The sequence below is a fragment of the Microcoleus sp. B7-D4 genome (assembly GCF_036705125.1).
In the GTDB taxonomy this organism is placed as follows: Bacteria; Cyanobacteriota; Cyanobacteriia; order Cyanobacteriales; family Microcoleaceae; genus Microcoleus.
In genome coordinates this window covers 17,203-43,350 of record NZ_JAUBTT010000002.1, presented here as the reverse complement: position 1 = coordinate 43,350, position 26,148 = coordinate 17,203, and the positions used below count along the sequence as shown (strand labels likewise).

At 45.1% G+C, this 26,148-nt stretch carries 16 protein-coding genes and 1 tRNA gene; 5 read left to right on the top strand and 12 right to left on the bottom strand.

Going from position 1 to position 26,148, the window contains the following annotated elements; genetic code table 11:
- Nucleotides 1-169 precede the first annotated feature (169 nt).
- A complete protein-coding gene (locus QUB12_RS00980; protein ID WP_039886507.1) occupies nt 170-505 on the top strand; it encodes a ribbon-helix-helix domain-containing protein in 336 nt (111 codons plus the stop codon).
- Nucleotides 506-540: 35 nt separating this feature from the next.
- On the opposite strand, the gene QUB12_RS00975 is transcribed toward QUB12_RS00980, so the two are convergent.
- The gene (locus tag QUB12_RS00975; protein ID WP_333143883.1) at nt 541-1,731 is read right to left on the bottom strand and encodes a transposase; all 1,191 of its coding nucleotides are present in this window, start codon (nt 1,729-1,731) and stop codon (nt 541-543) included.
- Nucleotides 1,732-2,062: 331 nt separating this feature from the next.
- On the opposite strand from QUB12_RS00975, the gene QUB12_RS00970 reads away from it, so the two are divergent.
- Nucleotides 2,063-3,460: a D-alanyl-D-alanine carboxypeptidase gene (locus QUB12_RS00970; protein WP_333305063.1), complete on the top strand. Its 1,398-nt coding sequence runs from the start codon at nt 2,063-2,065 to the stop codon at nt 3,458-3,460.
- 319 nt (nt 3,461-3,779) lie between these two features.
- Here QUB12_RS00970 and QUB12_RS00965 read toward each other — a convergent pair whose 3' ends face one another.
- Nucleotides 3,780-4,895 carry an N-acetylmuramoyl-L-alanine amidase-like domain-containing protein gene (locus QUB12_RS00965; protein ID WP_333305060.1) on the bottom strand — a complete coding sequence of 372 codons (1,116 nt, stop codon included), beginning with the start codon at nt 4,893-4,895 and terminating at the stop codon, nt 3,780-3,782.
- Nucleotides 4,896-5,074: 179 nt separating this feature from the next.
- Here QUB12_RS00965 and QUB12_RS00960 point away from each other — a divergent pair, with 179 nt between their 5' ends.
- Nucleotides 5,075-6,580: a serine hydrolase gene (locus QUB12_RS00960; RefSeq protein WP_333305058.1), complete on the top strand. Its 1,506-nt coding sequence runs from the start codon at nt 5,075-5,077 to the stop codon at nt 6,578-6,580.
- A gap of 578 nt (nt 6,581-7,158) precedes the next feature.
- Here the strand turns inward: QUB12_RS00960 and QUB12_RS00955 are convergent.
- Nucleotides 7,159-7,230, bottom strand: a tRNA-Gln gene (locus QUB12_RS00955).
- 101 nt (nt 7,231-7,331) lie between these two features.
- On the bottom strand, nt 7,332-10,136 hold the full coding sequence (locus tag QUB12_RS00950; RefSeq protein ID WP_333305056.1) for a GAF domain-containing protein: 2,805 nt from the start codon (nt 10,134-10,136) through the stop codon (nt 7,332-7,334).
- Nucleotides 10,137-10,877: 741 nt separating this feature from the next.
- Between QUB12_RS00950 and QUB12_RS00945 the strand changes: the two genes are divergently transcribed.
- On the top strand, nt 10,878-11,264 hold the full coding sequence (locus tag QUB12_RS00945; RefSeq protein WP_015175702.1) for a response regulator: 387 nt from the start codon (nt 10,878-10,880) through the stop codon (nt 11,262-11,264).
- Between the two features lie 146 nt (nt 11,265-11,410).
- Here QUB12_RS00945 and cheB read toward each other — a convergent pair whose 3' ends face one another.
- The 4 genes from cheB to QUB12_RS00925 all read right to left on the bottom strand — a co-directional run bounded on the left by cheB (nt 11,411) and on the right by QUB12_RS00925 (nt 19,051).
- Nucleotides 11,411-12,499: a chemotaxis-specific protein-glutamate methyltransferase CheB gene (gene cheB, locus QUB12_RS00940; protein WP_333143888.1), complete on the bottom strand. Its 1,089-nt coding sequence runs from the start codon at nt 12,497-12,499 to the stop codon at nt 11,411-11,413.
- 163 nt (nt 12,500-12,662) lie between these two features.
- Entirely contained in the window at nt 12,663-15,155 is a 2,493-nt protein-coding gene (locus QUB12_RS00935) for a hybrid sensor histidine kinase/response regulator (protein ID WP_333143915.1), read from the bottom strand.
- Between the two features lie 224 nt (nt 15,156-15,379).
- On the bottom strand, nt 15,380-17,263 hold the full coding sequence (locus tag QUB12_RS00930) for a methyl-accepting chemotaxis protein (protein ID WP_333143889.1): 1,884 nt from the start codon (nt 17,261-17,263) through the stop codon (nt 15,380-15,382).
- Nucleotides 17,264-17,626: 363 nt separating this feature from the next.
- Nucleotides 17,627-19,051, bottom strand: coding sequence for a methyl-accepting chemotaxis protein (locus QUB12_RS00925; RefSeq protein ID WP_445300647.1), 1,425 nt, complete (start codon nt 19,049-19,051; stop codon nt 17,627-17,629).
- A 99-nt stretch (nt 19,052-19,150) separates the two neighbouring features.
- Here QUB12_RS00925 and QUB12_RS00920 point away from each other — a divergent pair, with 99 nt between their 5' ends.
- Nucleotides 19,151-19,360: a hypothetical protein gene (locus QUB12_RS00920; RefSeq protein WP_333143891.1), complete on the top strand. Its 210-nt coding sequence runs from the start codon at nt 19,151-19,153 to the stop codon at nt 19,358-19,360.
- Nucleotides 19,361-19,665: 305 nt separating this feature from the next.
- Here QUB12_RS00920 and QUB12_RS00915 read toward each other — a convergent pair whose 3' ends face one another.
- From QUB12_RS00915 to ldpA, 4 genes are all read right to left on the bottom strand, one after another.
- On the bottom strand, nt 19,666-20,796 hold the full coding sequence (locus tag QUB12_RS00915; protein ID WP_333305052.1) for a chemotaxis protein CheW: 1,131 nt from the start codon (nt 20,794-20,796) through the stop codon (nt 19,666-19,668).
- A 3-nt stretch (nt 20,797-20,799) separates the two neighbouring features.
- Nucleotides 20,800-22,476: a CheR family methyltransferase gene (locus QUB12_RS00910; RefSeq protein WP_333305050.1), complete on the bottom strand. Its 1,677-nt coding sequence runs from the start codon at nt 22,474-22,476 to the stop codon at nt 20,800-20,802.
- 379 nt (nt 22,477-22,855) lie between these two features.
- Nucleotides 22,856-24,622, bottom strand: coding sequence for a R3H domain-containing nucleic acid-binding protein (locus tag QUB12_RS00905; protein WP_333305048.1), 1,767 nt, complete (start codon nt 24,620-24,622; stop codon nt 22,856-22,858).
- Nucleotides 24,623-24,799: 177 nt separating this feature from the next.
- Nucleotides 24,800-25,951, bottom strand: a complete 1,152-nt coding sequence (ldpA, locus tag QUB12_RS00900) for a circadian clock protein LdpA (protein ID WP_333305046.1) — start codon at nt 25,949-25,951, stop codon at nt 24,800-24,802.
- Between the last annotated feature and the right edge of the window lie 197 nt (nt 25,952-26,148).

Sequence of the window (26,148 nt, the reverse complement as noted above, 5' to 3'; positions counted from 1 at the left end):
TGCCGTGACGACTCGGAGCGACCCGTGGGGCGATCGCACTTCAGTTGATAGGTGGAGTAGGTGGGGAGAAATTTCACAGCAGGCAGAAGGTGGTTAAGAGGCTTTCAATCTAGCTGTAAACATACTACACTGATATTACACATATGTCCACCCGTCACGGAGAAAAATTATGCATACCCTACCTAGAACCTCAACCACCGAAATGGAAGTGACCAGCATTCGACTCGAAAGAGAGCTCAAGGAGAGACTCAAAGAACTCGCGGGCAATCAAGGCTATCAAGCTTTGATTCGAGATTTGCTCTGGAATTACGTGCAGCAGAAGTCTGGAGAGTATCGGCAGATGTTTTCTCGATCGGATATTCGAGCTAGCATTAATGCCACAGCACAGCAGGAGGAACGCTGCGCGCTTACAGGAGAGTTGATCCGACCGGGCGGCCCGATGTTATTAGGCCTGACGATGCACGGCGAAATGGTGCCGCTGAGTATAGGGAGTATGGCTGGTTGACACTCCTGGGCCTGAAGGCATGAGGATTCTTCTATCTACGAGCTGACTTGCTCTAATTGGATTTCTCCAACGAAAGTAGAGGACAATTCTCCCGAAGCGTTATTTGCATCTAGTGCAAGAGTTCCGGTATGCCCTACCGTACTCAATCCCCGACTTAGGATTATTCTAGCTGCGTTCTCGTCTCTATCTAACAAGCACCCACATTTACAAGCGTGGGTTCTAGTAGATAGAGTTTTTTTGACAATTTCACCACAACTAGAGCATTCTTGACTGGTATATTGCGGATTTACCGCAACCGTTACCCGCTCGAATACTTTTCCAAAATATTCAAGCCAGACACGGAATTGATACCAAGATGCGTCGTTAATAGACTTGGCGAGACAGTGATTCTGCACCATATTTTTGATTCTCAAATCTTCGTAGGCTATCAAGTCGTTGGACTGAGTGACGCACCTTGCCAACTTTAGGGCATGGTCTTTACGTTGCCTGCTTATTTTGAGATGGCGCTTACCAAGAATCTGTCGAGCTTTGCCTCTATTCTTTGAACCTTTGACTTTTCTAGATACCCGACGTTGACTGCGTTTGAGAACACGTTCACCTTTCCTCAGAAACCTAGGATTTTCAACCTTGATTCCGTTTGAATCGGTGTAATATTCTTTTAGCCCGACATCCAATCCAATAGTATTACCTGTCGGCGCTGTATTTTCCTTTCGGTCAACATCAATACAGAACTGGACGTACACACCATCCGCACGTTTTACCAATCGAACCCGTTTTATTTGGTTGATTTGGTAAAAATGCAGGTCGCGTGTGCCTTTGAGTTTGAGTTTGCCAATTCCTTTTTTATCCGTGAAAGTTATCGACTTTCTGTCATCTGCAACCTTCCATCCGGTTGACTTGTACTCTACCGAGCGACAGTCTCGCTGGAACTTTGGATACCCTTTTTTACCAGGAATCTTCTTCTTGCAGTTTTCGTAAAATCGGGAGATAGCTGCCCAAGCACGTTCAGCACTTGATTGTCTTGCCATTGAGTTGAGTTCGTCAGCAAACGGAAACGTAGCTGCCAGTACAGCACAATATTTATTCAAGTCGTATTTGTTCTTTTTGGGATTGTCCATCCAATAGCGCAAACAGCTATTGCGGACAAATTGAGCGGTACGAATTGCTTCGTCTACTGCTTTGAACTGACTTGATTTTCCGTAAGATTTAAACTCAAAAACGAGCATGGCTCTACCTCCACTCTTATGCTACCGCAATCAGCACAAAACGGAGTATGGCGTAATGAAAAGTTACAATTAAAGCCGTCCTAGAAGGACGGGGTTTTCAACCCAGTTTTTTGATAAACCAGTTTATCGAAAATTTGTGAGAGCGATCGGCCTGGGGTGAAGGCCCCAGGCGCTGAAGATGGGTTTCCGAAGCATTTCAAGGAGATATATTTAACGAACCGCGAAGACGCGAAGTGCGCGAAGAAAGATGGAGAAGGAAGAAGATAGGCAATTTTAGCGGTTCGGGAGTTTGGTAATGCAGATCCGGAGGCTCGCCCCACGCGCGAGAAGAATGCTAAACTTTCCATCGGGCGTGCCGAACAGACGATCGTACATTATGATGAAAAAAATTAAAGTAATGCTGAAAAACCGCTACTTGACTGCTGCGAGTTCGATCGCCCTTCTCACAATTATTGCCGGATGTGCAGCTACTGAATCACCTCAACTTGCATCTCCCTCTCCTGTAGCTGAATCTTCCCCGCCGCCAGTTAAACCAAGTCAGCCTCAGCCCTTAATAGTCTCTGCTACCAATCCCGAAACCCCCACAAATACCAAAATCCAGCAATATCTCAACGGCTTAGCCGCCCAAGGTTTTGCCAAAGAAAACCAAGGCGTCTGGATGCAATCTGGCAATACTTTGCTAGCCAATCATCAAGGTACCGTTCCTCTGTCAGCCGCTTCTATTACCAAAGTAGCAACATCTCTCGTAGCGCTGCAACAATTCGGGCCGGAACATCAATTTATTACCTTAATTGGTACAACGGGAAAAATTGAAAACGGCGTATTAAAAGGCGATTTAATTGTGGGCGGAAGCGAAGATCCGTTGTTTGTTTGGGAAGAGGCGATCGCCCTCGGTAACGCCTTAAATCAAAAAGGCATCAAGCGAGTCAGTGGCAATTTGATAATTGTCGATAAGTTTTACATGAACTTTGAACTTGATCCCCTCAAATCGGGAGAATTGCTCAAACAAGGATTGAACAGTCAAATCTGGCCCAGCGAAGCCGCTGCCCAGTATCAAACACTGCCTCCCAATACGCCCAAACCCCAAATAGCAATTGATGGTACTGTAAAAGTTTTGTCAGCACCTCCCAATGACGTGCAGCCTTTAGTCAAACATTATTCTTTGCCCCTCGCCGAACTGATCAAAAAAATGAATCAGTACAGCAACAATCTCATGGCAGATATGCTAGCTGATACTGTCGGTGGCGCTAAAACAGTCGCGCAAAAAGCAGCAGCAGCAACCGGAGTTCCTCCCGCAGAAATTCAACTCGTCAACGGTTCGGGATTGAGCGAAGAAAATCTCATTTCTCCACGGGCTGCTTGCGCGCTATTTCTAGCTTTAGAACGCTATCTTGAACCTTACAGCATGACAGTTGCTGATGTCTTAACTGTAGTTGGAAAAGATGAAGGAATACTGGCAGAACGGGCGCTTCCAAAATTAGCAGTAGTCAAATCTGGCACCTTGGATAATGTTAGCGCTTTGGGCGGAGCGCTGCCAACTCAAAAACAAGAAACTGTGTGGTTTGTGATTATGAATGGAGGGGCAAATGTCGAGACATTTCGCACTCAGCAAGAGGTTTTGCTGAAAAGCTTTTTGAATGAGTGGGGAAGTGTTCAAGTTTCGCCGCCGGAATTAACGCCAAATCCTGCTAGAAAGAGTAAGGTATCTCGCAGCGAAATTGTCAATTGATATCAATTCCGGTTGCACTCTTTATGATTGTTGACTGTTGACTGTTGACTGTTGACTGTAGAAGGAGGGGTGGAAAAACTCAATGGTTGAGTGTTAACTGTTGACTCGATTTTATTATTCCGATGCAACCGGAAACGATATGATTGGAGGCTTACGCATGGGGGCCCAGAAACCGGGTTTTTTTACAAAAAGACGCCTTGTCACCCGCAAATTCAGCAAAAAATCCGGTTTCTTTAGTTTGTAGGGTGTGTCAGCACAGAAAAGTGGAATTTTTAGCTAAAATAATGCAAGCTGATACACCCTAGGAGTACAAACCAATTTAATTAGGTGTTTTTGCCCTAGCGACTACAATGCCGATCGCACTTTCGACTCTGCTAATATATCTCTGCAAGTCGTAAGCAACTGTCACCTCCCCAGCCGGCGAAGCGTGAATTAAACCCATATTGCCGTCAGCATTGCGGTATACTAAACCGGTGTGGGTGACATCCAATCCTTTAACATCCGTGGCTACCGCTACAATATCCCCTGGTTTTAACTGAGAATAAACACTTTTTATCTGATTTGTGGGGATGTAATTAACAGTAGTTTTGGCTAACTCTGCTTCTTGGCTGACTATGCACTGATAAGTCGTTTCGTCTTTGACCATTTGCGGGTAACTGCTGCGGTGCTGACTCATGAAATTTAGTGTTTTATTCATGGGTACTCCCCCTAATTCAGCCGTGATATTTTCCACAGTTTGCCGTTTTTGATTGTCGTTAATCCATTCGGAAAAATAGTGCAATCTGCTGCAATAACCGTTGATTTTACCGTTTAAATACCGCTGTTCTTCTATGCGATTTACAAAATTTTGATAGTCGTAATCTTGTACTGCTACGCCCCTGGCGATCGCCAAAACGGTTTCTACAAATAAAACGCAATCAAATTTATTCAAAGTTACGATCAACTTTTCTTCGCCGGATTTGTCCAGCAAACCAGCGGCGTAGGGCTTCCCTAGGAAATTATTGGCGATTGCCTGGACGATTTCTCCCATCGAGCGATCGTGCAAATTTTGTTGTTTTGCATACTGTACAACCTGTTCAAAACGTGCTATGTCTTCAGGTTGTGCAGCGGTTTCTCTCTCCGTGTTATTTGAATTATTTGAGTCTGGTCGTCTCGCCAGCACTTTCAGCAATTCGGAATAGGAAATTTCCGCTAAATTGTTGAAGTCCCACAACATACTCGGAAAACTGGAAACAGTTTGCTTGTTTGTTACTTCCCGATTTTCGCTTTCTCCCGTCAAGGAAAACGCTACATCCGCGCCCTGTCCTGCTGTTTGTCGATCGACAACATATCCCGCTGCAGATTGAGACTGAAATGCCCAAACATCAGGTATCAAAGAATTATTCACGCCGACGATCGCAAATCCCAAAACAGCCAGACTCCAAAAATTTCTCATGTTTTTCAAAGGATTTTGCTTCAACTCAGTGCTATCCTGAAAATTTTACAATTACTAGAATTCTCAATCAGCCTAGTAGACAGATAAACTTGGCAACAGCGGACTAGATCGATACACTTGTCATTTAGATGCCGCCCTATTATAAACTGATCGTGCGAGTTTGATAGCACAAAACTGTAATGCAAGTAGAACGCCGACGCCGCCCCATCGGGCCGCAACCCCCAATCGAGTCCCGACGCCAAAGCACCGAGCGCCCATTCCAGTCCCGACGCCAAAGCACCGAGCGCCCGGTGCTATCTCGTCGTCGCCCAATCCCGACCCGACGCCCCATAGACCTCTTGCAAAAGTCGCTCTCAATTCTGGGAATTATCTGGGTTAATCTGCGTTCATCTGCCTTGTATCTGCGGTTGACCGATCAAGCAAAGATTCATGCAACAGGTCTAATCCAATCCCGACGCCAAAGCAGCCAGCGCCCCGTCGGACGCCGACGCCAAAGCAGCGAAGGCCCAGTGCCATCTCGTCGCCGAGTGAGGACGAAATTTTCTCGGCTAAAATACCGTAACATTTTGTGTTTAATTGCCGGGGCGATCGCGATCGGTTGGATTGTCACAATACCGTTCAGAATTCGCCGTGCCCCAGAACCGCCAGTCATATTGCCTCAACAGGCCGTCTCGCCTCAAGAAACACTCTCGCCTCCGACAATTGAACCATCGGAAAATTTAGCCGATCGTCAAAGCGAGCCTACCTTTAGCTACAACATCAAAACACCTCCCAATCCAGTTTACTCTCAAGAATTGCAAGGGATTGTTGATGAATCTGTGAAAATTGCAACCAGCAAAGGACTGCCCGCAGAACGGCTATCAATTACCCTATTTGATGTCAGCAATTCCCAAAGTCACACCTTTGCTGGATATCAAAATCAAACTCTCCGATTTCCCGCTAGCGTTGCCAAGTTATTTTGGATGGCAGCGTTCTACTCAGCCATAGAAAAAGGCATCATTACGCAAAGAGAATCTGCCTTTAAAAACGACCTAGAACAAATGATGCGCGTCTCCAATAACGATGCTGCCAGCCGACTTTTAGACAAAATCACAGATACAAAATCCGGCGGCAGGCTCGCAGGAGAAGAGTTGCAAACCTGGCTGAAAAAGCGCACTCAAATTAACACATTTTTCCAGTCGGCCGGCTACAATGATCTTCGTATAAGCACCAAAAATTATCCCATATACTATTTAAGACAAGAAGGGCCAATCGGTCGCGACTTGCAATTGCGGGGCGATGCTTCTGTGCCGATTCGCAATCAAGTAACTACCGACCAAGCAGCCAGATTAATATATGAAATCTATACTAGGCAAGCGGTTTCCAGCGTCGCCAGCCGCAAAATGGCTTACTTGCTAACGAGAGACTTAGACCCCAAGGCTTGGAAAAAAGACCCTCTCAACTCAATACAAGGATTTCTCGGCGAATCTTTACCACCTAATATTTATTTTGGTTCCAAAGTAGGCTATACTTCCAAATCCCGCAGCGAAGCGGCATTTGTGAGAACTTTAGACGATCGCGCCATTTATATCTTAGTTGTTTTCGCAGACGATCCTGCTTATTCCAAGGACGAAACAGCATTTCCTGCAATTTCCCGATACGTTTTCGATCGGCTAAACGATCGTGGCCCCAGCACTTTGCAGTGATATGGAGTAGTGCCTGTTGACTGTTGACTGTTGACTGTTAGTCGAAAAACTGAATGATGGTTAGATGCAATCGGGTAGCATCGGAATTATTCGTCTCTCTGTTCTCTTCCTCTGTTTTCTCTGCGTCAACAGCGGTTTAATCATTCCAATGCAACCGGATTTGATATGAGTGTTGAATGTTGACTCGATTTTACAATTCCGGCGCGGTCAGAAGTGAGATTATGCACAAACAACTGTTTCTGCGAAAAATGGGTACTGGCGGCCAAAAAAAACAATTTTTTGACCACAACTCTATGCTTTTAGGTTAGCTAAAACCCGCATAAATAAATCCGGTTTCTGATATCCTATGATACTATGTCCGGCCCATTACCCTTAATAGGGTAAGGGCGGGTTCACGAAAAATATCTGCCAATAATTGACAATCTCAAAAACCCGCCCTTTTAATCACGGTCACTCGATCAGACATGATATGAGCAAGTGCTAATTAAGTTTGTCGTAATGAAGTCGTTTTTCTCTCGTCTGCCAAGCGCTAACTCTAAACGGTGAGTTTAACAATTGATTTACTGGATACAATTTAACTGGGGCGAAAGGATTCGAACCTCTGAATGGCTGGACCAAAACCAGCTGCCTTACCACTTGGCGACGCCCCAACGTCTCAACATTTAATATAGTAACACCCAGACACGGGAATCTGTCAAGCATTTTGACAATAAAATTTAAAAAATGTTTTTGGAACCCGTCGCCTGCAGGTTTATGCTTTGCTCGCAGGGGGGCGAGCTACGGGGATTTCAATCCTGAAATCCGCTCCCTGTCCCGGTTCCGAGATACACTTCAAACTTCCTCCGTGTTTTTCCACCACTATCTGGTAGCTGATAGACAAGCCGAGCCCCGTACCCTTGCCTACAGGTTTAGTGGTAAAGAAAGGGTCAAACAAGTGGCATTTAGCTTTTTCGGGCAATCCGGGCCCGCTGTCTTGAATCCGAATCACCACAACTTGACCCCTCGACTTTCCTGACTCATCAGCCTCCGAGTCTGGGTTCACCACCGCCGTCGAGATTTTGATCGTCTTGGGCGGAGGCTGATTTTCCAAAGAGTCGATCGCATTCGCCAAAATATTCATAAATACTTGGTTGAGCTGTCCGGGATAGCACTCTACCTTCGGCAAGTTGCCGTAGTCTTTAATTACCTCAATTCCCGGCACTAGCCCGTTTGACTTCAAGCGACTCTGCAAAATCAGCAGCGTGCTGTCAATCCCTTCGTGAATGTCCACCGGCTTCATCTCGGCTTCGTCGTGCCGTGCGAAGTTCCGCAGAGACAGGACAATTTGGCGGATGCGTTCAGTTCCCATCTCTATTGAAGACAGAATTTTCAGCAAATCCGGCACTATGAACTCAACATCGATTTCTTCGTTTTTGTCGAGTATTTCGGGGCAAGGCTCGGGGTAGTGCTTTTGATACAAGTGCAGCAAATCCAGCAGATTTTTCATGTACTGCTTGCAATAAGTCAAGTTGCCGTAAATAAAATTAACCGGATTGTTAATTTCATGGGCGACGCCGGCGACCATTTGACCGAGAGAGGACATTTTTTCGTTTTGGATGAGCTGAGCTTCTTTCTGCTGCAACTGCAGCAAAGTTTCCGTAAGTTGGCGGGCTTGAGTTTGAGCTGCTAAGGCTGCCGCCCGGGTTTGGGCGTAGAGTTCGGCTTGGTCGATCGCGATCGCCAATTGATCCACCACCGCTTGCAGCAATTCCACTTCGCTCGTCGCCCAAGAACGGTGGCTGCTGTAATGGTTACAAACTACAGCACCCATTTGACCGGAGCGAGTCTTGACAGGCAGCAGCAGGTTAGAAACAATCCCGATACTGCTCAAAAAAGCTCGCGTGGGCGGTTCGATGCACAGTGCTGTGGCAGTGTCGCCGAGCCGGAGCGTTTGGCGGTGGCTAATTTTCTCGGCCAGCAGGGTTACTTGTTCGATCGGGTATTCTGTAAGTCGGTCTTTCAGTTCGGGATTTGCCGCTTCGTGGGTGATTGCAAAGCTTGGCTGCCCGTCTCGCGAGATGGAATACCACAAAAAGTAGCACTGGTCAACCTGCAACAAGCTGCGAATTTCGTTGACAGCCGTATCTAAAATTTTGTCGAGATCGAGGGAATTCCGCATCTGGCTGGCGAGGCCGAAGAGCAGGGCTTCGCGGCGGCTCAACAATTCTTCTCGGGCAGTGACGCGATCGATCGCCACGGCGATGGCGTTAGCCATGCAGCCCAGAACTTCTAGCGCTCCCTCGCTTGCCAAAGCGTTACTGCACAGAGCCATCACTCCCACCAACCGATCCTCCACAATCAGCGGATAGGCGGCGCAGAGAGACGGGTTCGACAGTAGGCACACAGGAGCCGTTTGGAGGTTTCCGGCTTCTGTTCGCACCCAATCTTCTATTTCCCGTGCCCACTCTTGGCTGCTAAGTCCTGAATTTGCCTGCAATTCTAACCGCTCTGTCTGCTGGTTGAAAGTCCAGATGCTCACCCCTGTGGCGTCTAGGTACTCTACCATTGCCTCGGTGCAGCGGTTGAGGATGACCGATATTTTCCCGCCTTGTCCGAGGGCTGCACCGACTTTAGCTTGCAGGGTTCCCAAGCGAGCTCGCTCTTGTAGGGATGCTGCCGTTAGTTGGCGATCCGAGGTGTCGCGGGGGCCGGCAACGATTTCTCGGATTTGTTGGGTATCGTCCGCGCGCCCGATGCCCGCTGAAGCTTCCCACCCATATTGAGATTTGCCTGTTTCCCCCAGCGTCGGGAGCTTTTTTGTTCCGTATATTGTCCTGCTACTCTGTGGCGTATGTACCGCATACCAGCTCGATCGGTTAGAGCCAGGAACTAACTCCGAGATTTGCTGGCTGTTCGAGCTGATATCTTCTACCTCTGGCAACTGTTTCTGGGCTTTGACTAATTGCCAGCGCAGCTCCACCAAACTCGCAACTTGCCGACTTAAAGCTTGGAGAGCTTCTATCGTTTCTTTTGTCAAGTCTCGCGGCACCGAGTCCATGACGGATAGCACTCCCAGCACCTGCCCATCTGAGCTAACAACTGGGATTCCGGCGTAAAATTTCACGAAGGGGTAGAAAACGATCAGCGGATGCTCGCCAAATCTCACATCTGTGGAAGCGTCTCGAACAATGGCTGCAGGCAGTCCTTTAAAGGAATTTATAGGGAGTTCGATCGCCAATTCGGGAGCAACTGGCGGTTTTTGCAGGGGAATTGCCCGGTCAAATTCCGAGTTTGAGTTTGAGCCGACTGCGAACTCTTCGGGAATTTGATCCAGGGCGCGAGCGCAAAAATTCAGGTAACGGTGGGCCAAAGTTCGATCGATACCTAGCTGCGACTTCAACCAGTGGCGGTTTCCGTCAATCAAGCTCAAGAAAGCAATAGGAGTTCGGCTAAGCTGAGCTGCCAAACCTACCAAATTGTCCAAGCAAGCGTCTGGAGCAGAGCCGAGAAGCTGATACAAGTCAATGTTATGGAGCTTGAACACTTTTTTATCAAGAGGCAAGGGTGCTTTCATCATGTGTAACTGCCCGTCTAGTTGCTGGCAACCGCCCTTCTCAATACTTTCGAGAAAAACAAGCTATGAATTGTGTGATGGGAGACTGTGGGCGCAAATTCGGCGCAGGCTGCTTGCGCCAAATTCCGACTAACCTCTTGACTGATCTGGAAACTTTTGGGTTATGGGAGTTAGAGCACCCCAGATCTAAGACTATATAAATTATACTTCCAGTTGACTATGCTTTTGAATACCTCCGGCTCTCTAAATCTAAGAGCCTCTGTTGGGAGGAAGCCGCTTTCCCAAATATATGACTATTGCTTACCTTTAATTTTTTAATCAGTTTAATTGTATTTTAACAGACTTGTCTAATCGTGGGTAGCTGGCTTGCTGGTAGATTTAAATCAGGGGTTTGTGCCACAATACCAGTGTCCTTTACCGAGCTGTGCCGATTCCGACCGTTCAACTACAGTTAGGAGATGAATTACAAAAGATTGGTAAGATGTTAAACTTTGTAACAAGAGTTGTTCAAACTCGACCTTTTAGGGTTTATGGGCCCGGATGCACATTTTGCAACTGTTGTAATTGCCGATCGACCACTCTCCCAATCCCTTTTTTTGGGCTTGAGGTAAAAAAAACCGGGCTAAAGTTTCAACTAACGCTCCAACGGGGTTGACAATTATTGCACAGAGACAACTCTCAAAAAATGACGGCGGGAATTATGTTTGGTATTTTCAACAACTATAAATAAACAGGGAGAAGAATATGTCTGCAAGTAGCAGTCAAGTACCAACTATTTTGGCAGTTGATGATAGCGTCGTGATGCAAGGACTTGTTAAACAGGCCTTAAGCAAAGAGTTTCGAGTTCTCGTAACCGACAATGCAGTGGATGCTTTGTCAACGATTTATCACGAACAAATTTCGGTTTTGTTGCTCGATGTTTCGATGCCTGGTATTGACGGATTGGAACTCTGCCGCACGGTGCGGAGCTTGCCTCAGTTTCAGAATTTGCCGATCGTAATGCTGACAGCGCGAGATGGAGCCTTTGATAAGGTACAGGGGCGTTTGGCGGGAGCAACAGAGTATTTAACTAAGCCTTTTGATGCTGATAAGTTGCGCGAGGTAATTGGTAAGTTTATCAAAATCAAATAATCGGAATAAAAAAAAATCAGTTTTGAGTAATTAATGAAGTAATTTGAGTAATTAATTAACTAAAAAGTTGGGTTCGCGCTCTCTGAGCCTCGACTTCTTTAACAAGTCGGGGGGCGGGGTATTCTGCACTATTTGCGAGGTAAGTCCTAAATTTTTAATTTTGCCAGGAGTAGGGGAGCGATCGCACTGACAGGTAGAACATATTGGGCGGCACCGAGGGCGATCGCCTCCTTGGGCATTCCGAAGACAATGCAGCTAGCTTCGTCTTGGGCGATTGTCAACCCCCCTTGTGTGGCGATAGCCAACATTCCGTCAGCACCATCTCTACCCATTCCTGTCAGCAAAACCCCCGCTGCTGCCCGACTATAAAAATTAGCTACCGACTTAAATGTCACCGTTACAGAAGGGCAGTGTCCCGCGACATGAGCCGATTCTGAATAAACAAATCGCCCTTGAGAGTCCAATTCTAAATGACGTTTTTCGGGCGGGAAATAAACAGTCCCTGCTTGTGGCAATTCCCCAAAAGAAGCTATCTTAACAGGCAGTTTCGATTCATTACCCAGCCAATCAACTAATCCTTGCAAAAAACCTTCACTGATGTGCTGGACACAAATTATAGGCACTGGAAAACTAGCCGGAAGTTTAGAAATAATCGTGTACAGTGCTTGCGGTCCCCCTGTTGAAGCCCCTATAGCCAATACTTTAATAGTTGGAGATTTAATATTTTCGTTGGAGAACTTGTAATTAGCAACTGGTGCTTGGTTGATTTTTACAACTTGATTATTATTATATTCTGTTGGCATCTTTTTTTGATGCCGTGTAAATACTTTAACTCCTGAGAGGATTTTAACTTTAGCTATTAATTGATTGGCGAGGCGAGCGTAATCAGATACCAACCCGCCAATCGGTTTCGGAAAAACATCCAATGCACCAGCCTTTAACAGTTGAAATACATTCTGAGTATCATTCGCTTGCACTGAAGCACTAATTACTAAAATTGGTAGCGGATATTTCTTCATTACTTCTTCCGTAAATTCTAACCCGTTCATTGGTACCATGTTCAAATCCGTACAGATTACTTGGGGCTGAAGTTTGGGGATTAATTCTAGTCCTTCTAATCCGTTGCAAGCGGTTCCTACAACTTGGATGTCTGGCGAGGACTCAAAAATTCGTTTGAGGACGAGCGTAACTACTGGAGAATCTTCAACTAACAATAGTTTAATGGGCGATAACATCAGTTTGCTGGGAAATGGGGAATGGGGAACGGGAAATGATAAATTCGGCATCCATGCACGGGGAATTTTTCACTAGACACAGGGCATTGGGCCTTGCTAATTGGTAGTAAATAACAAATAGCTAATAACTAATGACTAATGACTAATGACTAATGACTAATGACTACACTAACCTTTTTAGTGTCTCTACCAGCACATCTTGATTGAAAGTACCTTTAGGAATATAAGCATTTGCCCCCGCATCAGCACCTCTTTTTTTATCTTCATCCGATGCCAAAGATGTCACTAAAATTATCGGCAACTCACTGTATTCTTTTTGCTCCCGAATCTTAATAGTCAGGGCCAAGCCGTCTAAATTTGGCATTTGTATGTCAGAAATCACAGCATCAAAATCGCGAGTTTTCAATTTATGGAAAGCATCCAATCCGTCTACCGCAGTCACAACTTCGTAACCCGCACCTTCCAGGATGCGTTTTTCTTGAGTGCGCGTGGCGATCGAGTCTTCTGCTAATAGTATAACTTGTTTTCTGCTGGCAGTCTCAAGTTGCGATCGCGCACTCCCAACCCCACGAGACGAAACTTGCTGGCGTACAGATTTTATCAAATCGTGGGGATTGAGTACCATACAAACTTCCCCAGTAGCGAGAATGGTTGCACCCGAAACATTTCGCACCCGTTTCAGCAATTGACTTTGAGGTTTCATCACCACATCCTGTTCGTCTATCAAAGCATCTACAAATAATCCCAATCTTTCCTCCCCGACTTTCAAAACAATACAAGGCATTTTTGAAGTGGAATTTACGAAGTATTTTTGATTTTTTATCAGACTTTCACTCCCGGTTTCCTGTCTCAAATACCGATTCTTTTGCCAGCCTTGTCTAGTGTTTAATTCTAGTAAATCTGTCAGATGAGCAACTGACAGAGGCTGACCCTTGGAAAGTATAGTTTCCTTACCTTCTATAGCAAATATCTCAGACGGAGACACCTGTTGTGCCGTGTCTACAAACTCGACTGGCAGAGCATAAGGAATGTCTTCAACTACGACAATTAATACATTTGCTGTAGCTAAAGACGTGCTGATTTGCAGCCTCAAAGTGCATCCTTTTCCCGGTAAAGACTCTACTTGAATACTACCTTTTAGGGCTTCAACATTAGTGCGAACTACATCTAAGCCCACCCCGCGGCCCGAAACTTCGGTAACAAATTTTTTGGTCGAAAAACCAGGAGTAAAAATTAAAGATTGTACTTGATTTTCTGTCATTTCTGCCAGTTGTTCAAGCGTACAAAGATTACGTTTGACAGCCGTTTGTTTAATGCTCTCTAGATTTAGTCCCCGACCATCATCAGCAACTTCAATAATAATATTGCTAGCAATATTATAGCCTTTAATTCGGAGAGTAGCCACGGGAGGTTTACCTAGTTGTTTCCGCTCCTCAACAGTTTCAATACCGTGGTCGATCGCATTTCTAATCATGTGCATTAAAGGGTCTTTCATTTCCTCTAAAATGCGTTTATCGGCTGTAGTTTCGCCTCCTTCAATCACTAATGCAACTTCTTTACCTTCCCGTTTCGCTAAGTCTCGAACAGTTCGAGGAAATAAATTAAAAATAGTAGACAAAGGCAGCAGTCTCAGAGTGCGAATTCCTGATTCTAATGCCTCGGCGATTAATTCGAGTCTGGCAGTATCTTCATAAACTCGATTTCTCAAGCGGTTGACTAAAGTTCCGAGACGTTCCAAACGTTCTTCTGTACGTTGATAGTAATCCTGCAATTGGCTAAACTTACCGTTGGCTTTAATACCGTTTTCATCTATTTGCATCCGATCGAGAGTCAAGCTCGTTACAAAATATTCTCGGCTCCACTCTTCCCACAAAGTTGTAATTTGTTCGAGCTCTGCAACTCGGTGTCCTAGCCGAGTTTTTGTGACAGTAAGTTCCCCTGCTTGAGTCATTAAATCGTCTAAATTTTGAGTAGCAACGCGAATGGTTTCAATGCGGTAAGATGAGGTAGAGGATGCAGTAACTGCCGACTGCGACGCCGACGCAGGGGCGGGTTCAGAAGGTGCAGGCAAGTTGTGAGCTTGCAGTGGAAATTCGGGCTGGGATTGTCGGGGTAAAAAAGAGGAATTCTTCTCTAAGTTAACGACTTCTGAATTTTCAACGTTGGTTTCTGGTTGTTGGGTAGGAGGCTCAGTAAATTGCGGTTCTACCAACGGTTGTTCTGGTACTGGTGAAGATGATGGCTCTACTATTGAGGCGGCCGCCTGTGGCTGTAACTGACTAGAAGCACCCATCATGCTAGCGAGGATATAAAATGTATTAATGCCGGAATCTTGGCCGGTAACGGCTTCGTTAACGAGTTTGCGGATGGCCTCTAAACCTTGCGAAAGTCGATCGCTAATATCTGAATTTAGTGGAGTTTCTCCCCGCTTGACACCTCCCAAAATATGCTCCATTTGATGAGCTAAAGATGCTACATTTTTTACTCCCAGCATCCCAGCATCACCTTTAAGAGAATGGGTTTCCCGCAACAATTGTTCTAACTGAGCGAAGTCGTCTGGATGTTGTTCTAAGTACAGCAATCCGTCATCTAGTTTCTGTAAGTGTTCTTGACTAGCGACTTTAAATACATCTCGAAGTTCTTGATCTTCAATCATCATATATGTTTTTGAGTAATAGGTAATTGAGCATGGCTTATGGGCAATTGGTAATGATAATTATCTTGACTACTCAGTCGATTGCTAATGACTAATGACTAATGACTAATGACTAATGACTAATGACTACTGACTACTGACTAATGACTAATGACTAATGACTAATGACTAATGACTAATGACTAATGACTAATGACTACTGACTAATGACTAATGACTACTGACTACACTACTTTTTTAAGATTAAATGCAGCTTCTGTGAGTTGTTGAGTACCGATTTTAACTTGATTAATGCCGCTGACTGTTTGAGACGCGGATTCCTTCATAGAACTCATGGCATCACCTACTTGCTGAATTGCGCTCGCCTGCTGTTTAACATTAAAAGAAATTTGCTGGTTGCTAGCAAACACCAGATTGCAAGCTTCCCTCACACCCGTAAAAGCTTCGGCCGTATCTTGTGCTGTTTTCACCCCTTCTGCAACCGTTTTGCGACTATCTTCAGTTGCTTTCACCGTAGAGTCGATCGCGCCCTTAATTTCTGGAACAATACCATTAATCTTTTGTGCTGCTTGTTGGCTTTCATCTGCTAACTTACGAATTTCGCTTGCTACCACCGCAAAACCTTTACCGTACTCACCGGCTCTGACTGCTTCAACAGCAGCGTTGAGAGCCAGCATATTAGTTTGGCTGGCTAAATCGCTAACCAAACTTGCGAGAGTCGATATATTGCCAATCTGACTCGTGCTGTCGTCGAGTCGATGATTTTGCTTAGAAATTGCCACCACAGCTTCTCTAAGATTCAGCATTTGATTGAGAGTTTGATCTACCTTTTTAGTACCTTCTTCGGCGAGATTTAAAGCTTGGCGAGCGGCAGCGGCAACAGACTCAGCTTGCTCGGCTGTTTGCTGAGAAGATCTGCCCAAATTTTCTAGAGTTATAGTTGTTTGATTGACAGAGACAAATTGCCGATCTGCTATTTGCTCTTGCCGATTCATATTAGATTCTATTTGCAGTGAAAATGACGATATTTGGTAAATCAACCCCCGAATGAGAGCAACAATCTGTTGCAAAAAAAACCAGCCAAATCCCAGCACCACAGCCAGGGAAACAATAGCAATAAACGCTGCTATTTTCTGAAGAGAATCAATAGAAGAAAATAGCAACCTTTTGGGTGAAGTATCCACAATTACTAAAAATTTATTTTTATTTTCCTGGCTGGGAAAAACTGTATTATAGCTAATCACTAGATCCGTCTTGTCAATATTTCCCTTGCCACCTGAGAGTATTTTAGCAACAATGTCTCCTGAATAATCATTTTTGACATTTTCCTTAGTTTTGAGTTCCAATCCCCATGCTTTTTGAGGATTGGGATGAGCCAGATAATACCCATCTTGATTTAAGATAAAAGATTGGTCTGATAGTTCAGGATTAAAATTTTTAACCATATCGAGCAAAGTGCTACCCAGAGCATTCGTAATGACAAAGCCTTGTCTTTGTCCTTTGGCATTAAAAATTGGAGTGGCGTAGCGAATGGTTGGCTTGTAAGGAATTTCTATTTTCCCCCTTTCCTCATTCAGATTTAAGGAAGACACATAGACTTCTCCTGATTTTAGCTTCATAGTTGCCGAAAAGTAATCTGCGTCTGCTTTATTTTGTAGTTGAGAATCTGGAATAACTTGGAGATTTGTGCCGTCAGAATCTACGCGCACGATCTCCTTACCGCTGTTATCTATGTAACGCAATTGCATATAATAGGGCTTGGCTTCCATCAACGATAAAAATGTGAGTTGCATTCGATAAACCCAATCTTTATAAGTTGAATTAGTTTGTTTGTCTACTCCCTTTCCTTCTCTAGCTCTAATCATTCCCTGAACTGGGGGAGTTTTGCGGAGAAACAAAATATCGGCTCTCAGATTGTCAAATTGGTTAATCATTTGATTGGCGGTGGAATTAACACTGTCACTAAGGGTTATTAATGCTAAATTTTGTAGTGCTTCTGTTGAAGAAGAAATTCCATACCAACCAACCAGAGATACTGGAATCAAGGTACTTAAAATTAGGAGTAGGAGCAGTCGGTGCTGCATTTTTTGGAAAAATTTGTTCATCATTGGTTACGGAGGATTGGTTACTGGGAACTTGTACGCTCGCATAGTCTAAGTATAGGGAATTGGGAACTTGTACGCTCGCGTAGCCGAAATATAGGGAATTGGAAAATTGTACGCTCGCGTAGCCTAAGTATAGGGAATTGGGAATTGGTACTAAAGAAAAAATAACAACTCCCAAATAATAACTCACAAATCACAACTAACTACACTGCTGATTTGAGATTAGGTTCTGATTTGCCCAGAAACAAGTTATTACTCCCGTTAATATCGCTGGAATTGTAGCGATGCCGATCGCCAAAGCAATTGATTTAATTTTTAAGGATATATTGGGCCTTTTTTGGGAACTACTCATAATTCATCGATCTCCTACAAAACTGCTTTCAAATCTAAGGCTGCTTCATTCAATTTTTGAGTGCCGACTTTAGTTTGACTGATACCGCAAGCGGTTTGGGCTGCCGCTTGATTGAGGGAGTTCATAGCTTGCACTACCTGTTCGATCGCGATCGCTTGCTGTTTGGCATTCAGAGAAATTTGCTGAGAGCTCAAAACCACATTGTTAATGGCATTGGCAACTCCTGCAAATGCCACTGCGGTTTCTGAGGCAATATTCACGCCGGATTCCACTGTTTTAGTTCCTTCGTCTGTCACCATTACAGTTGAGTTAATCGCCCTTTGAATATCAGCAACTAATAGATTAATTTGCGCTCCAGATTTTTTACTGCGATCGGCAAGTTTGCGAATTTCTGACGCCACCACGCCAAACCCCTTGCCATGTTCCCCCGCCCGCACGGCTTCCACAGCAGCATTGAGTGCTAACATATTAGTCTGATTTGCCAAATCGCTAACTACAGTTGAGATATTACCAATGTGATCTGTTTGTTCGCTCAACTCTATAATTTGTCCTTGGATATCCTGAACTTTAGTTTTGAGAGTTGCCATTGCTTCTAAAGTTTGTTCTACAGCTTTTGTGCCACCTCCAGCTAAATTCAAAGCTTGCATTGCTTGAACCACGGCTGTTTCTATCTGCTGTGAGGTAGCCCTGGAAGATGCTCCCAATTCGTCCATTGTAGTAGTAGTTTCATTTACTGAAGCAGCTTGCTGACTTGCCATGCGTTCCTGTTCTTCCACGGTGGCTGCAATCTCAGTGGAAGAAGTGGCGATCGAGCTAATTGCCCGATCGATAGTTTGGGCAATTCCTGACGAAATCAACCCAGCTATAATAGTACCTAACACCAATAAAAGTACGGAAGCAAATACCACAGCCCAGAGCAAGAAAACTAAAGATTCCTTAGTTTTTGCGGTGGCTTGCTTAATCGCATTGACTTCAATGTCGCGAAATTGCTTATTCACTTCCACAAATTCATTCACAAATTTTGTCTGTTTTCCGGTGTTAAATATAGCCACGGCTTCCGCCCTCTTATTTTGTTGTAAAAAAACCATCATTTCGTTAGAACTCTCATAATATTGGTTGCAGAGTTGTAGCATCTTCTCTAAACGTTCTTTTTGTTCAGGATTTTGGATCATTGACTCAACACTATTAGCCGACTGGCGAGCTAATTCTAAACCTGTTTGAAAATCATTTAAAAAGTCAGTGTTTTTATTATTAATTAAATACCCGCGCAACCCCCGTACCATTTGCTCGGCACCTGCAGACATATTATTTGTGTGTCTGATCACATTTTCGATCCTTTCTACTTCTTGAAAATTACTCAATACCTGATTAGTGGTTGTATAAACTAGCACGGGAAAACCCAAGTATATAGTTGCTGGCGCTACATATGCAAGCAGCATTCTCTTTCTAATATTGAATTTTATTAAGTTAGCAAACATATTTTTCTCCTTAATTTTAGTCCAATATGGCTTGAAAAGCGAGGGGATTTGGTATAGCGTATGTTGAAGGAAGAAGGAAGAAGCCGCTTCGGCTCGCTTCCCTTTGACTACGCTCAGGGGAGGCGAAGCCGATCGCCATTCGGTTACGATCAGGGCGCGATCGGCCCCCTGAGCCTAGTCGAATGGCAAGTTAAAAAGAAGGAAGAAGCAATAAAATCAATGATTTGGGCCATAAACAACTTCCTCACCGTATTGGCGGTTGCTATATAGCAAGTCTAAATCATTTATGCAGATTGGTAGGGTTAGTGGCAAGAGTGCCTACCCCGATCCGCTTAAGCACGGGGGGAGTGGACATACCTTAATTTTACAACTCATTTAGACGCACTATAGAAGATAAAATCTGCTAGCATCGTCGTGGTAAAGTCGAGTCAAGTCGTCTCCATATGTATCTTCCATATATCAGCGCAATTTGCACCTTTTCGACTCACTGTCAATCGTTCAGTCTCAACCGTGAAACGTCAACAATCATCGCGATCGTGCAACCGAAATTGATATAATTGAGATAACTTGTTGATTCAAACCTCCTCATCAACAACAAGTCCTCCTTTGCTCAGGAGTTTGGGCAAGTTCAGAATAGCCATCATTTTTTCCCCGTAAAGAGCTGTCCCCCTTAGATATTCGCGGTTGGCAGAATACAGTGCAGTCGGAACAGCCGCAATTTCCGACACATTTAAGTATATAATATCTAATATTTCGTCAACAACTATACCAGTGACTAAATCCCCAACTTCAACAACGATCGCCTTAGAGAGATAATTGGCAGAGTCCGACATATTTAAAGACATATTTAAAACACTGCGAATATCAATTAGCGTCACAATTTCTCCCCGTAAATTTATATTTCCCACTATGCGATCTGGAGTGCAAGGAACAGGAGTTACTTGACCAATGTCAGTAAATTCGCGCACTAAATCTAAAGGAATACCCAAGTATTCGCCATTCAAAGCAAACACTGCCAAAGACATATTAAGTGCAGCACCATTTTCCCCCTCGCCTTGTCGCCTTAAATTATTAGCCCGCAATTTAAAAATTGCCTTTTCTTCCGGCGTAGCCTGCGGGCAAAAAACGTCCCGCTTGCTCAGAATTTTAGGATTTTCGCCTAACCATTTTCCATTTATTTGCCACTTTAAATTTTTCGTCTCTGCCTCACCTGCTGTTTCTTCACTACCTGCACTGCTTGGAGAAAGAGGCCAGCTTTCCTCTGACTTTTTGGGAGAATATCTAATTAAGGAATCGAGATTCAGCAGCATGATAATATCGGCTTCGCAGCGGGCCAATCCCGCTACAAAATGATGAGAGGCTTCTGAATTATCTCGCCCGTAAGATAGCTGCGGAGTGATGGCATCTTCTGAGATTTCCTTAACTTCGCGAACTTGATTGACAATTATACCGAGTTTCGATTCTTGCCACTCTAGGACGATCGTACTATCTGTCACAGCATACTCTTGCCAAACGTATCCAAAACGAAGATTCAGATCCATCACGGGCAGAATTTCGCCCCGAAGGTCGATCGCCCCAACAATATCTTGAGGTGCTTCTGCAATTGCTGTCAACTCCGGCAGAAAGAAAATTTCCCGAACGTAACAGGCTTCTATACCGCAGAGAAAACCGTTCTGTTCAAAAATAAGATACGGTTTAGTTTCCATATTTTAGTGTACAGTTTCTTTACTGTATAATTTTAACAATTTTTTTTTAACATTCATCAGCACTTGATTAGCTGTCATTTTTCCCTGTGAATCTATGGGAGTATTTGGCGGTAGTGCTTTCAGAATTTCACAAGATGAATTGTACATTTTAATAGCTCTTTTTACTTGACCTTCTTTATTGTATATATTCCCTAGTTCTATATAAGCTGAAACAAAAGAGGGACACATATAAATAGTCCTCTTTAATAAATTCTTTGCTGTTTCCAATTGCCCCTGTTCTTCAGCAATGTGAGCTTGTAAATAATCAGTAAATACTGAACCCGGATCGACTTTTCTAGCTCGATTACAGTATTCTATTGCCTGAGAATAATTGCCGGAATTTGCCTGAACTTGAGCCATCAAATAATAAGCCTCAAAATTATGTCCCTGCAAGTCTATTGCCTCTTGTGCCTTGTTGAGCGCCTCAGCATAATTTTTATTCTTAAATGATTTTTTAGCCTCTAAAATTAGCATTTGAGGCGTTTTATTTTGAGTATTTTCTGCTATTATTTTTTCTGTAACTGAAACGGCATTGTTCGGCAAGCCCTCCTCCAGATAGGGAGATGGCAGCATCTTCCCCAGCGGATTACTTATTTTTAATACGGGCGGCATCTCTATCTCTGTAAAATTGCTGTTAGTAGTAAAACTAGGTGGCATAGTTTCCCATGTTAGCAACTCACCACTATCATCGCCCATAGTATCTGCTTTCGGGAATTCCCGAAATGCCGAGTTGGCTTCCCTTACCGTTGCAACCCTAGACTCTATTTGACCGCCTTCCTCCGGTACTGCATCCCGACGCTGATACACCACCGACTCCGGAAAAATCTTGGGTTCAAACTCGTTCATAATTTGACCGTAAACTTCAGCGTGACCGGTCATTAAATATCCTCCAGGTCTCAGGGTATTGGAAAATTTTTTCAGTACCAGTGAAATATACTTATGTTCAAAATACACAAAAACGTTTCTACACAAAATTAAGTCTATGTTATAAAGATTTTGGTAAATATTAGGAAACTCATCTGTGATTAAATTTACACAGCTAAAGTTTACACTTTGGCGCAATTCTAGATTAATTTCCCAATCATTTTCCCTCGGATGAAAATATTGCTTTTGTATCTGCGGTTCAACCAAGCGAAACGACCAATGACTGTAAACTCCCTGGGGCGCTTTTTTGATTACTTTTTCATTGATATCTGTACCTAAAATTAATATTTTCCATTGATCCCAATCGGGAATCAACTGTTTTAAAACAATAGCTAAAGAATAAGGTTCTTCACCGGTGGAGCACCCCGCACTCCAGATTCGCAGCGTCGGCTGCATTCCCAAGGTCTTGTGCAAGTTTCTTTTCTGCTCTATCAATTCAGGAAAAATTACTCTATTTAACAGAGAAAACTGTCCTTTATCTCGCATAAAATAACTTTCAATTGTTGTTAATAGTAATACTAATTCTGTCCATTCGTTTTTACTTTCCAAAGTTTGGGCAGTTAAAAGTTTATAATATTTTTCGGGTTCGGCAATTTTTTTGGCTCTCATCCGAGTCAAAATTTTGTGAGACAAAGCCGAACGATCTTGCGACCGTATTCGCAAACCAATCTGAGTAGTAATTAAGTTAATAAATAGCTGAATTATTGAATCATTCATGTCAACTGAGGTAGATTCATTTAATAATTTGGGAAGTGGCAACTTTTACTGAGCTGGTGCTGAGTTTGTGCTGAGCATAGCTGCTAGCCTGCGGCTCGTCGGTTCGCGAAGCCGAAGGGAAGTGGGTAGCCGAACTATTGGGAATTGGGGAACTTGTAAGCTCGTGTAGTCGAAGTATTGGTAATTGGAAATTGGGGAATTTGGAATTATAAATTGAGAATTTAGCCGATCGCCTTAACAAGAACAGTATCACACAACATCATATCAGAAAGTGGTCAGCTACTTAAAGGAAAAAGGCAAAAGGTAAAAGACAGAAGCCAGGAAAAAATTCTGCCTTCTGCCTTCTACCTTCTGCCTTCACAGGCATCAACCTCCCACTTTAAGCTGGATATATCCGCAGGCGGCGATTGGGTTCTTCCCCAAAACTGTGGGATTTCAGGTGATAGTGTTCCACAAGTTCGTGCTGCATTTTGCGGACGTTGGGAGAACGGGGCAGGAGTTCCACCGGCTGTCCCTTGGGAATGACAATTTGCTCGACTGCTAAGCGCGTTTCTTCCAGAGCTTCGAGCTCGTCAGAAGAACCGCTGCGGGCGAATAAGGCGAGGTCTGCCACTTCCGGGGTACCTGGGTCATCCATGTCCAACAGACGCCGCAAAGCTCTAGCTACGTGGGGAATAGTCGCGGCCTTAATTGTGTGCAGGGGAACTTGGCGAGTTTTAGCCAAGTGCCTCAATTTCGACTGGTTCCGAACGTTCGATCGCAAAGCCAAAACCACGTCAGCACTCTCAATATCCTTCGTCAGCAGCACCGGCAGGTTCAGCGTCGAAATCACCTGTTCGAGCTGGTGACGAGGTATGCCGTAAGGATAAACGTGGAGGGGCAAATCTTCGCCGTTAGGGCCGACATTATGGGAATAGCGTCCGGGGGTGGGTACTGGTTCGACGGACAGGGATTCTTCGAGCAGTTGCTCGAAATACCGAGTCTCAGCAACCGGCGCGCTCTTAGCAGCGAAGTTCGCGCCTTGAGCGGGCATCGGCACCATTTTGCCAGCACTCCGCCACCCAGAGATCGGTGTGACGGGCCGGATTGCCGATACAGCAGCGGGGCCGCCGGAAGCTGGCATTCCCGGAAACCGGGCGGGGGGAGCGGCTGAGTCGCGCTCGATAATTACTTCTCCCGTCTCGCTGACACTTCTGATTTGCTGGCTCGGTTCGCGTCCCCGCAGCAGAGTGTCGATCGAATCTGCAACTCGCTCGTGTATTACCCAGCGCTGGCGTTCCAGCATTTCGACGGCTATTTCAAAAGTTGGCGGTGATTTGCGCTCCAAAACCGTCTTTTGAGAACCGCGCCGTCTTGCTTCGTCATCTCCCAGCGTCACCGCTTGGATGCCCCCAATTAAATCGGCCAGAGTCGGGTTTTTCATCAAGTTTTCGAGCCGGTTCCCGTGGGCAGTACCGACCAACTGCACGCCCCTTTCGGCGATCGTCCGAGCCGCCAAAGCTTCGAGTTCCGTGCCTATTTCGTCAATCACGATCACTTCCGGCATATGGTTTTCCACTGCTTCGATCATGACTTGGTGCTGGAGTTCGGGGCGGGAAACTTGCATTCTGCGAGCTCTGCCGATCGCTGGGTGGGGAATATCTCCATCTCCGGCAATTTCGTTGGAGGTGTCGATGATTACCACCCGTTTTTCCAAGTCATCGGCGAGCACGCGGGCAATTTCGCGCAGGGCCGTGGTTTTGCCAACACCGGGGCGGCCGAGCATCAAAATTGACTGACCGGTTTCCACCAAATCGCGGATAATGCCGATCGTCCCGAACACAGCGCGGCCCACCCTCAACGTCAAGCCGATAATCTCGCCGCTGCGGTTGCGAAGGGCGCTAATTCGGTGCAGGGTTTGCTCGATACCGGCTCGGTTGTCGCCGCCGAAGTGGCCGACTCGATCGATGCAATAGTTGAGGTGTGCTTTGGTAATCGGAGTTTGGGAAAGAGGTTCGGCCAAGGATGGAAAACGAGCTTCAGGTTGGCGGCCCAAATCCATGACAATCTCAATGAGATTGTTGCGCTGCGGGTGCTGCTCTAAGGGCTGCCGGATCTCATCTGGCACGATGTCTAATAATCTGTTGAGGTCGTCTGTAATCTGCATTCGCCTCGATGTGTTCGGTGACTTTTTCAACTTTTTAGTCAGTTGTCAGTTGTCAGTTGTCAGTTGTCAGTTGTCAGTTGTCAGTTGTTGTTGATATTAACGACTAACCACTAACCACTAACTAATGACTAATGACTAATGACTAATGACTAATGACTACTGACTAATGACTACTGACTAAAATTCTTTGAGCTGGGAAACTAGAGAACGAGCTAAACTCACGGCCTGTGAGAGAAGTTCTGGGACGGCTTCGAGCTGAGGTAGCCGAGATGTTTCAACTCCGGCTCCTGGCCGCGTGACTGCCACCGGAACGGCATAGGCTCGATCGGTCTGCATTGTTTCTAACTGTTCTAAAATTGGCGATAGCAAAACCCTGGCATAGCTACCGTAAGCTACACCTGCAATGTATGGGACAGGGGGAACTGACAAATTTTTCCCACCATCCTTCATCAGTCCCTCGGCTCTCAACTTGCTGACAGTGTGAGCATTAGTGCCGCCTGCAAGTTGCACGTATCCCGGCAACTGGGCAGCCAAAACTTTTTGACCGAGTTTGACCGCGGCTCTAGTAGTTCCTGTTCCGATATCTCCGCTCATTGGCCTACCGTCCGTTTGCCAAATTAGCGGACAAGGAAGGGGGGAAATTATTTGATAGAGTGTCCGCAAATAATCAATCAAACCGTCTCCATCGGGGCAACTAATTGCTATTACCTTGAGTTGAGCGACCCAGGGAGCTATGCTCGACCAAAGTCGCGCAAAATCTGCCTCTCTGCCTACTTGCGTGTGGATTTCTAGGGCGTCCGCACCGGATTGCAAGATTAAAGGTGCGATCGCGGCGGGAGCAGACACGTAAGAACGAGTATAAATCAGTTGACTCGGACAAATCGGCAGACAGCGACCGCAGCCATAGCATTGCTGGTCTATCACCCCGCAAAAACCACTGCCAGCACTCTGAAAAACTATTGCTTCGGCTGGACATATTTTTTCGCACGGCCGCCAGCAGTCCACGGGACAATCGGCTGGGTTGAATTCGGCTTTGCGAAAATGCGGGTCTTCGCCATCGTTTAAACTCACCATCAGCAACGGCAACCCTTTGCCGCCAAACCTGCGGTTTTGAGTTCTTGCCTGTAATTCGCTGGCCACTTGTAGGGCTTCTTTCGCTGCGGCGACGGCGGCGGGATCTGCCGCGACATCGATACAGTCAGCGCCTGCTAAGGTGTAAGCCAAGGTGAGATTCCGTACAGCCGGTAGGTGCTGAAAGCTCGCCCCACAGATCAGCTTGAACCAATGGCCATCTTTTAATGAGTTTAGGGGATGATAATGTTCTGTCACCCTTATATGTTAATCCTTTCAGCTAAAAATTACGAGGCAAAAATTTGTACTGAGTTTTCCGGCTCAGCCAGATACAAGTATCAAAACGCTACCGATAGGAGTGGGACTTGGGGGGTCAGCCCTAGATGTGGAGTATCGAGCATGACTTTTTTGGCAATCTAATTTTTTTAAGAGTTTTTGTTACGGGTACGATTTTT